This window comes from Erwinia sp. (assembly GCF_031978025.1).
Classification (GTDB): Bacteria; Pseudomonadota; Gammaproteobacteria; order Enterobacterales; family Enterobacteriaceae; genus Erwinia.
On the sequence record NZ_DALZCD010000004.1, the window covers coordinates 25,352 to 34,038 of the forward strand.

At 54.3% G+C, this 8,687-nt stretch carries 8 protein-coding genes; 2 read left to right on the top strand and 6 right to left on the bottom strand.

The window, feature by feature from the left end; genetic code table 11:
* Positions 1 to 144 precede the first annotated feature (144 nt).
* The 4 genes from katE to hxpB all read right to left on the bottom strand — a co-directional run bounded on the left by katE (position 145) and on the right by hxpB (position 5,970).
* The gene (gene katE, locus RTK32_RS00835) at positions 145 to 2,409 is read right to left on the bottom strand and encodes a catalase HPII (protein ID WP_312041655.1); all 2,265 of its coding nucleotides are present in this window, start codon (positions 2,407 to 2,409) and stop codon (positions 145 to 147) included.
* 142 nt (positions 2,410 to 2,551) lie between these two features.
* Positions 2,552 to 3,949 (bottom strand): L-cystine transporter, encoded by a 1,398-nt coding sequence (locus tag RTK32_RS00840; protein ID WP_312041656.1) that lies wholly within the window; start codon positions 3,947 to 3,949, stop codon positions 2,552 to 2,554.
* Between the two features lie 156 nt (positions 3,950 to 4,105).
* Positions 4,106 to 4,696 (bottom strand): metal-dependent hydrolase, encoded by a 591-nt coding sequence (locus RTK32_RS00845; protein WP_312041657.1) that lies wholly within the window; start codon positions 4,694 to 4,696, stop codon positions 4,106 to 4,108.
* A gap of 602 nt (positions 4,697 to 5,298) precedes the next feature.
* Positions 5,299 to 5,970, bottom strand: a complete 672-nt coding sequence (hxpB, locus tag RTK32_RS00850) for a hexitol phosphatase HxpB (RefSeq protein WP_312041658.1) — start codon at positions 5,968 to 5,970, stop codon at positions 5,299 to 5,301.
* Positions 5,971 to 6,134: 164 nt separating this feature from the next.
* On the opposite strand from hxpB, the gene RTK32_RS00855 reads away from it, so the two are divergent.
* Complete coding sequence (locus RTK32_RS00855; protein WP_312041659.1) at positions 6,135 to 6,674, top strand: YniB family protein; 540 nt, start codon at positions 6,135 to 6,137, stop codon at positions 6,672 to 6,674.
* A 4-nt stretch (positions 6,675 to 6,678) separates the two neighbouring features.
* Here the strand turns inward: RTK32_RS00855 and RTK32_RS00860 are convergent, their stop codons facing one another.
* Positions 6,679 to 7,572: a fructosamine kinase family protein gene (locus tag RTK32_RS00860; RefSeq protein WP_312041660.1), complete on the bottom strand. Its 894-nt coding sequence runs from the start codon at positions 7,570 to 7,572 to the stop codon at positions 6,679 to 6,681.
* A 100-nt stretch (positions 7,573 to 7,672) separates the two neighbouring features.
* On the bottom strand, positions 7,673 to 7,975 hold the full coding sequence (gene ghoS / locus RTK32_RS00865; RefSeq protein WP_312041661.1) for a type V toxin-antitoxin system endoribonuclease antitoxin GhoS: 303 nt from the start codon (positions 7,973 to 7,975) through the stop codon (positions 7,673 to 7,675).
* A 415-nt stretch (positions 7,976 to 8,390) separates the two neighbouring features.
* Here ghoS and RTK32_RS00870 point away from each other — a divergent pair.
* Positions 8,391 to 8,687: DUF481 domain-containing protein (locus RTK32_RS00870; RefSeq protein ID WP_312041662.1), on the top strand; the 297-nt coding region annotated here is incomplete at its 3' end.

Below are 8,687 nucleotides of genomic sequence, written 5' to 3' on the forward strand. Positions count from 1 at the left end.
AAGAAGCAAGTTCGATGCCACAGTGTCGGTTCAGACGGGAGCGGGCGCGAAAAGCGATTTGCGTGTGGTGAGCGGGCAGGGAGTGCTAAATAAAAAGGCACAGCCGTTAACGGCTGCACCTTTAGTGAACAAAAGAGCGGCGAATTAAGCCGGCACGCTCAGCGCTTTCTGGCTGCGCGACCAGACGCGGTGAGCGGCCATAGCGGCCAGGAATTCGCTCATCAGGACACCTTCGGCCTTATCGTCTTCAATCAGGCCTTCCTCAAGCTCGCTGTCGCCTAAGCCGAACTGGGACTTAAAGCGACGAGCATCACCGCTGAGGCCGATCACCTTCAGGTGTTTATAGGCTTCCAGCAGGAAGTAGCGGGCATCGCCACTGAGCAACAGCGCGTCGATATTGCCATCCGGCACGATCACTGCATCAAACGTCAGCGAAGGCAGGCCGCTAAAAGTGGCGTCAATTGGCAGGTTGGAACCGTCGTCGGCACGAACCTGGCCCATATGCCGCGCCAGCAGCTTGGCGTGCACGCCTTGCGCCTTCAGCTCCTGCAGAATAGCCAGCACGTCTGCCGCCATCACGCCATCACTGACCAGCAGTGCAACCTGACGACCCTTGATCGATCCGCTAGGGACGGCGTAAAGGCTCAGGCTGGCATCCTTCTTAAGACCGTTAACGTCTTTCGGCGGCGCGGTATGCATCTGCTCATCGGACAGCGCAATACCCAGGTTCTCCGCCACGCCGTTAGCCAGTGAAACATCAATACGCACCAGATGATCCACCACGCGCTCGCGGATATAGACACGGGCCACTTTACTCAACTCAAAAGAGAAAGCGTCGATAATATGTTGTTGCTCAACCGGTGTCTGGCTGTTCCAGAACAGGCGCGGCTGCGAATAGTATTCGCCGAAAGAAGGGCTACGTTCGCGAACTTTATGGCCTTCGATTCGCTCCTGATAGCTTTCAAACCCGCCGCGATGCGGTGACGGTGGGGTTTCGCGCGGCCAGTTGTCGTTAATAGAATTCGGCTCGTAGTTAGCCGGGTTGGTATCGATATCCGTACGGTGCATGCCCTGACGCTGGAAATTATGGTAAGGGCAGGTCGGACGGTTAATCGGAATTTCGTGGAAGTTAGGCCCGCCGAGGCGGCTAATCTGCGTATCGGTATAGGAGAACAGACGGCCCTGCAGCAGCGGATCGTTGGTGAAGTCCAGTCCAGGTACAATGTGGCCTGGGTGGAAAGCAACCTGTTCTGTTTCCGCAAAGAAGTTGTCCGGATTGCGGTTAAGCACCATCTTACCGACCAGCTGAACCGGGACCAGCTCTTCAGGGATCAGTTTGGTGGCATCCAGCAGGTCAAAGTCGAATTTAAATTCGTCTTCTTCCGGGATCAGCTGCACACCCAGCTCATATTCCGGGTAGTCGCCTGCCTCAATGGCTTCCCACAAGTCGCGGCGATGGAAATCAGGATCGCGTCCGGTGAGTTTTTGCGATTCATCCCACAGCAGCGAAGCTTTGCCCGCTACGGGTTTCCAGTGGAAGCGCACAAAGGTCGCTTTACCCTCGGCATTGATAAAACGGAAGGTGTGGATGCCAAAACCTTCCATAGTGCGATAGCTGCGTGGAATGCCGCGATCTGACATCGCCCACATCACGTTATGCAGCGTTTCTGGCTGTAGCGAGACGTAATCCCAGAAGGTGTCGTGGGCGCTCTGGCCCTGAGGGATTTCATTGTGCGGCTCAGGTTTTACCGCATGGACGAAATCCGGGAATTTGTGCGCATCCTGAATAAAGAAGACCGGGGTATTATTGCCGACTAAATCAAAGACCCCTTCATCGGTATAGAACTTGGTAGCCCAGCCGCGAATATCGCGCACCGTATCTGCCGAGCCTGCCCCGCCCTGAACGGTAGAAAACCGCACAAAGACCGGCGTCTGCTTTTCAGGATCGCGCAGGAAATCCGCTTTAGTGATATCGCTCATGTCACGATAAGGCTGGAAATAGCCGTGCGCCGCCGAGCCACGGGCATGGACAATGCGTTCCGGGATGCGTTCGTGGTCGAAATGGGTAATCTTTTCGCGCAGGATAAAATCTTCCAGCAGCGTCGGGCCGCGGGTACCGGCGCGCAGCGAGTTCTGGTCATCTGCAATGCGTGTACCCTGATTCGTCGTCAGCGGGAAGTTTTCACCGCCTTTACGGAAGGTTTCCAGCGCATCCAGTTTGGCGTTATGGGTATCGGGCGACTTCAGGCTACCGGGCGCGGTAGGTTGCTTGCCGGGCGGCGTCGGCTCAGAAAGTGGCTTATGCGAACCATCGCCGGGTGCCAGCGAGTCCATTCCCGGCCTGGCGGAATCCGGCCCGGTTAGCGGGGCATTATGGGTGATTTCCTTGTTATCGGTTTCTTTCGACATGCTCACTTGCTCCTGTGAAGTGTGTTTCTAACCATTAACTATAGAACAGTGCGCGAGGTACGCCCGGAAACCGCAAGGTTATGTTGAGCAGGCAATAAAAAGGGCCGCAAAGCGGCCCTGAAAGAGAGAAGCGATTCAGGCCTTAACGGTGGGCCAGCTCGCCTTCGCTATCCGCTTCGGCGTCCAGCAAAGACTTATCGGTTTGCTTCAGCCACTGGCTGGTCAGCATACCTGCCGTCATCGAACCGTTAACGTTAAGCGCGGTACGGCCCATATCGATCAGCGGTTCAATCGAAATCAACAGCGCCACCAGCGTGACCGGCAGACCCAGAGTTGGCAGCACAATCAGCGCGGCAAAGGTTGCGCCGCCGCCCACGCCCGCTACACCAGCAGAACTTAGCGTGACGATACCAACCAGCGTGGCAATCCAGACCGGATCGAACGGATTGATGCCTACCGTGGGCGCGACCATCACTGCCAGCATAGTTGGATAAAGGCCTGCACAGCCGTTCTGGCCGATAGTGGCACCAAAAGAGGCGGCAAAACTGGCAATGGATTCCGGGATACCCAGACGACGGGTTTGCGCTTCCACGCTCAGCGGAATAGTCGCCGCGCTGGAGCGGCTGGTAAAGGCAAAAGTGATAACCGGCCAGACTTTACGGAAAAAACGACGGGGGTTAACGCCGTTAACGGAAAGCAGCAGCGCGTGCACGGCAAACATAATCGCCAGACCCAGGTAAGAAGCGATAACAAAACTGCCCAGCTTAACGATATCTGCCAGGTTAGAGCTGGCGACCACTTTGGTCATCAGCGCCATCACGCCATACGGCGTCAGCTTCATAATCAGACGTACCAGCTTCATGACCCATGCCTGCAGCACATCGATGGCGGCCAGCACGCGCTCGCCTTTCGGCTTGTCGTCACGCAGCAGGTGCAGGGCGGCAACGCCCAGGAAAGCGGCAAAAATAACCACGCTGATAATAGAGGTCGGGTTCGCACCGGTCAGATCGGCAAATGGATTTTTCGGGACGAAGGAGAGCAGCAGCTGTGGCGCAGAGAGGTCGGCTACTTTACCCATATAGGTAGACTGTAGCGCGGACAGGCGCGCGGTTTCCTGGACACCCTGTACCAGACCGCTGGCGTTAAGCCTAAACAGCCAGGTAACAAACACGCCAACCAGCGCAGAAATCGCCGTAGTGAACAGCAGCACGCCGATAGTTAGCACGCTGATTTTCCCCAGCGACGAAGCATTGTGCAGACGGGCAACGGCGCTGAGGATCGAGGCAAACACCAGCGGCATGACAATCATCTGCAGCAGTTGCACATAGCCGTTACCGACAACGTTAAACCAGCTGATGGATTCTTTGAGTACCGGGCTGTCCGCCCCATAGATGGTGTGCAGAATCAGCCCGAACAGGACGCCCGTGACCAGGCCAAGCAGGACCTTTTTCGCGAGGCTCCAGCTGGCATTGCCGCTTTTCGCCAGTACGCCCAGCAGCAGAATAAACGCCGCCAGGTTTGCAATTAATGGAAAGTTCATCCCCAGATCTCCTTAATCGACGAGGCGTTGCCGCCCCGTCAGTGAGCTATTTTTATTGCGCATCAGATACGCGTTGGGGCGATGGTAGCAGTTCGCGGAGAGAGGCCTATATATTCAAAAAGAATAGGTTATAATTTATTGCATAAAATCGATGTTTTATTGTGCTATCTGATGGTTTATAAAGCTTGTCACGCTGTTTTGTACCTGGTTGAACAGGTGTACAGGCCAGCTTTCCGCACCAAAAGAGGGCGTCCCGGCCGGGAACCACAGCGCCAGCGCGACCAGCGTCAGGCAAAACATCCGCTCCAGCTGATTACCGTTGCGGCTGTGCAGGATCGGCAACCGGAAGCGCCAGCGGCATGGCCACAGCAGCGGCACGCCGGCCGGCGTGAGCATATCGGCAGCGATATGACTCAGGTAGCCCAGAATCATGGCCTGAAAAACATCCGCAGGCAGCACCCATGCCTGCGGAAGTTTTAGCTGTAGCAACGCCACGCCGCCGATAACGGCCAGCAGGCTGTGGGTAAACCCGCGATGCCCGAAGGCGCGCGCAATCGGCTGTGACAGCCAGCGAAAACGCTGACCGAGCGTGGAACGCGGGTGATCAATATCCGGCAGCAGGCAGGTGATCAGGGTGGCGGGAATAACGTGCCACCAGTCACCTTCACCCAGAACAGGCGTCAGGTCGGCGCGCTTGGCAAAAATCGCGCTGGCGATAGCAAAAATAACGTGGCCTTCGGCCGTCATGGAAAACGCTCGGTAACAAAACTGTCAATGCATCCAGTATAGGGGATATATACAGTAGAATAAATATGTGACGCTGTAACGAAAGATTAATATCTTCTTTACGTAGTCAGGGCGTGTGAAGAGATAATCCGCCCCATGCCGTTTGCATTAACCGGTAATACGGTCCGACACCCCGGCCCTCCTCAGGCACGATACTTGCTGGCTTTCTGCAGGCACAGCGCACGGATACCTCTTACTGAAAAACAGATTTTGCGTCCCGTTAACATCCTTGAGCGTCGGATTGATTTATTAACATACTGCTTTCATGGCAACCCGGCAGAGGTTGACTGCAGGTGCCCATGGCAGGGAAGCAATATTACCCGACGAATGCATATTGGCACGATAAAACAGGACGGTCGTTTTACCCGCCAGGTCAGCACAAATTACCTGCAGGTTGACCTGGCAGGGAAGCAATATTACCCGGCGAATACATACCGGGACGATAAAACAGGACGGTCATTTTACCTGCCAGACCAGCACAAATTACCTGCAGGCTGCTCATGGCAGGGAAGCAATATCGCCCGGCAAGTGTGCACCGGGACGGTAAAACCAAGGCTATCGCTTTATTTGCCAAGCAAATGGTTGCTGCTCAACCCGGTAAGCGAGGCCAGTTTGACGTCGGCCAGCGACCAGCGCGCGTCGTCAGCGTACATAGCGGCAGGCACCACAATCGAGCGCATTCTCGCGGCCTTAGTGGCAATCATGCCGTTAACGGAGTCTTCCAGCGTCACGCAATTAAGCGGGTCGATGCCGAGGCGGGCCGCGGCATCCAAATAAACCTGAGGATGCGGCTTGCTGTAGGGCAACAATTCTGCCGAGGCCAGCACTTCAAAAGCCTCACGCAGACCGAACATCGCCAGCACCTTTTCCTGCATAAAAAGCGGCGAGGCAGAAGCCAGTCCAATTTTCAACCCTTCAGCACGACAAAGGTTCAGCGCCATTTCTACGCCCGGCAGTAACGGACGCGTCTCTTCGATAAGGTCCAACGCACGCGTCTGAATACGTTGCGTCACTTCCTGCTCGGAGGGGCCTTTCCAGGGCTGCGTTTCATACCACATGCGCACGACCTGATCGATACGCAGGCCAACCGTATCCGGCATCTCGTCTCTTCGGGAAAGATCGATATCCAGCATGCCGAAAACGTCCAGCTCTGCACGCTCCCATAATGGCTCGGAATCAATAAGTAACCCATCCATATCAAAAATTGCGGCTAGCACTGGGCGTGAATAAGACATAATGCGGCTCCGTTAGCAGTTTTCTGACACCTTAACATGAAGTTAACAGCCAGGGCACAGCGTACGGTAAAGTGGCTTTCATTCGCAGAACATCATTTTTTCAGGCAGATTTTGCCAGGCGAGGGTAAACTTACAGCCCTCACAGCATAAGGACAGGAGAAAGCATGACTTATCAACAGGCTGGAAGAGTCGCGATACTGAAGCGGGTTGCCGGCTGGATTATCTTTATTCCGGCACTGATTTCCACGCTGATTTCGCTGATGCGTTTCCTGGAAGTGAGTCGTGAAAAGCGCGAAGGGATCAATGCGGTAATGCAGGATTTTTCTCACGTGATGATCGATATGATCCGCTTCAATACCGGTTTTTTAAACGCTTTTTGGCATAATTCGCCGGTGCCGGATTTTAACCAGAGCGGCAACGGGCTGTTTTGGCTTATCTACATCCTGATCTTTGTCGGGCTGGCGCTTCAGGCCTCGGGGGCAAGAATGTGGCGACAATCCCGGCATCTGCGTGAAGGCATTGAAGATCAAATGATCCTGGAGAACGCGAAAGGTGAAGAAGGGCGCAGCCGTCAGCAGCTGGAAGAAAAAATTGTGGTGCCGCGGCACACCATTTTTCTGCAGTTTTTTCCGCTGTACGTTTTGCCCATCCTGATAGCCGTTGCGGGCTATTTTGTGCTTAAGCTGGCAGGATTTATTAGCTGATGCACTAGGCCGGTCGGGCAAGCTCTTTGCCCGCATCCGCCAGGTCCAGCAGGGCACCAACCGCTCGCTGGGCCTCCTGCAGCCACTCACCACCAAAGACGTTTGCCCGGTTGAGCAGATAGTAGAGCTGATAAACTGGCTGGCGCTGCTGATAGTCAGCGGGCAGCGGCCACACCGATTCATAACCTTCCATAATCTGCTGAGGTAGTTCCGGAAACCAGGAAAGCATCGCCAGATCGCACTCTCTGTCCCCCCAATAACAGGCAGGATCAAAGATGCAGGGGCCTTCGGCCATCGTCGCGCAGTTTGCCGGCCAGAGATCGCCATGCAGCAGTGAAGGCTGAGGATGATGCGAGTCAAGCACTTCTCTGGCACAACGGACGATTAAATCGATATCGCCATACTGAACGCCTTTTTCCGCTGCAAGCTGAAGCTGCCAGCCAATGCGCTGTTCGGCAAAAAAGACCGACCAGCGCTTGAGCCAGCTGTTAGGCTGCGGCGACGTCTTTATGTTGTTATCGAAGTCCAGACCGAATTGCGGCTGATCGCTCCACTGATGCAGGCGTGCCAGCTGTTGGCCAAGCTGCCAGCCGCTTTGCGGCTGGAGGGGCGAAAGAGGAAGATATTCCAGTAGTAAAAAGCTGACGTCCCGAGCGTAGCCGACGCCAAAGACCTCCGGCACGCGAACCGTGTCGGTGCGCTTTAAAAGCTGGAGCTGATCCGCTTCCCAGGTAAAAAGATCGAGCATCTCACGGCTGTTACATTTAACGAAAATGTCGCGCTCGCCGTAGCGAATGCGCCAGGCCGGGTGCACATCGCCACCCGGTAACGCGGTACGCTGGCTGATTTCAGCATCACCTGACTGCTCACTCAACAGACGACTAATGGCTGACCACATAGCGGTTTCCTCTTTTTCGCTGTGTCTTGTTGCGGGACATGCTGATACTAACGCTTAAATAATAGACAAAACCAGCGTTTACGCAGGGAACACGCTATTTTTACAAAACGTCAGTGTTGGTGGCCTGCTGAAACGCCTCCCAGGACTGCACCTCTACGTCTGGTTTTTCCCCCAGCACGATTTCACCCAGGCTAATAGCCTGCTGCTGTACCTGCTCTGCATTTAGCGCGCTGACCAGACCAAAACTATTCGTCCCCAGCTCGTGCGGATGGCCTTCTTTGTCATGTAGAGAGGTGGTGAAGCCGGCATTGGTCAGGGCGCTATTCAGTTCAAGCACCTCACTAAGGCCTTCATCTTTGAAACGAAAAGTCACCACATATTGCTCGATATCAGACGAAACCATGATGCGCTCCTTTGTTTAATTTCTTCTTTTTAGCATAGTCCATCATCGAAGGCGATCGGGCTGATATCAGGCTTGTTCCGGAGGGAGCCGGTTCAGCTATAAGACAAAAGTTGTCCGAACGACAAAATATCGGCAAATCGTATATCGACGAAAGTAGGGGAGTTACATCGGTATGCAACACGCAATGGTTTGTCATATTCACGTATATCCTCCCTGTCATAAGGGGTGAGAGGATCGGACAGAGTCGGGGCAAGACATGGGCAGGATGACTTTCGGTCAAAGTGGGTTTAGCGCAATTAATAAGCCATCAGAAACATTTAACAAAATGTTACCATTCTTTCTATAAAAGAGATTGAACGCCCGGTAAAACTCTTCAGACTCACCCTTTTTCAACAGTCGTATGGACCCATATTTAATGAAAGCGCTTAACAAGTTGTCGGCAGTTCTTTTACTTTCCGGCGGAGTATTTTGTCACCAGGCACTGGCGGACAACAACGTCTTTACCGTCATGGACGATCCTTCTACCGCCAAAAAGAACTTTGAAGGCAATGCGGCAGCGGGTTACCTTGCTCAGACCGGCAACACCACCAGCTCATCGCTGACGGCTAACACCAATATGACCTGGTACCAGGGACAGATGGCCTACAGCCTGTGGGGCAACGCCAGCAACACCTCTTCAAACGATGAGCGTTCTTCTGAAACCTATCAGGTT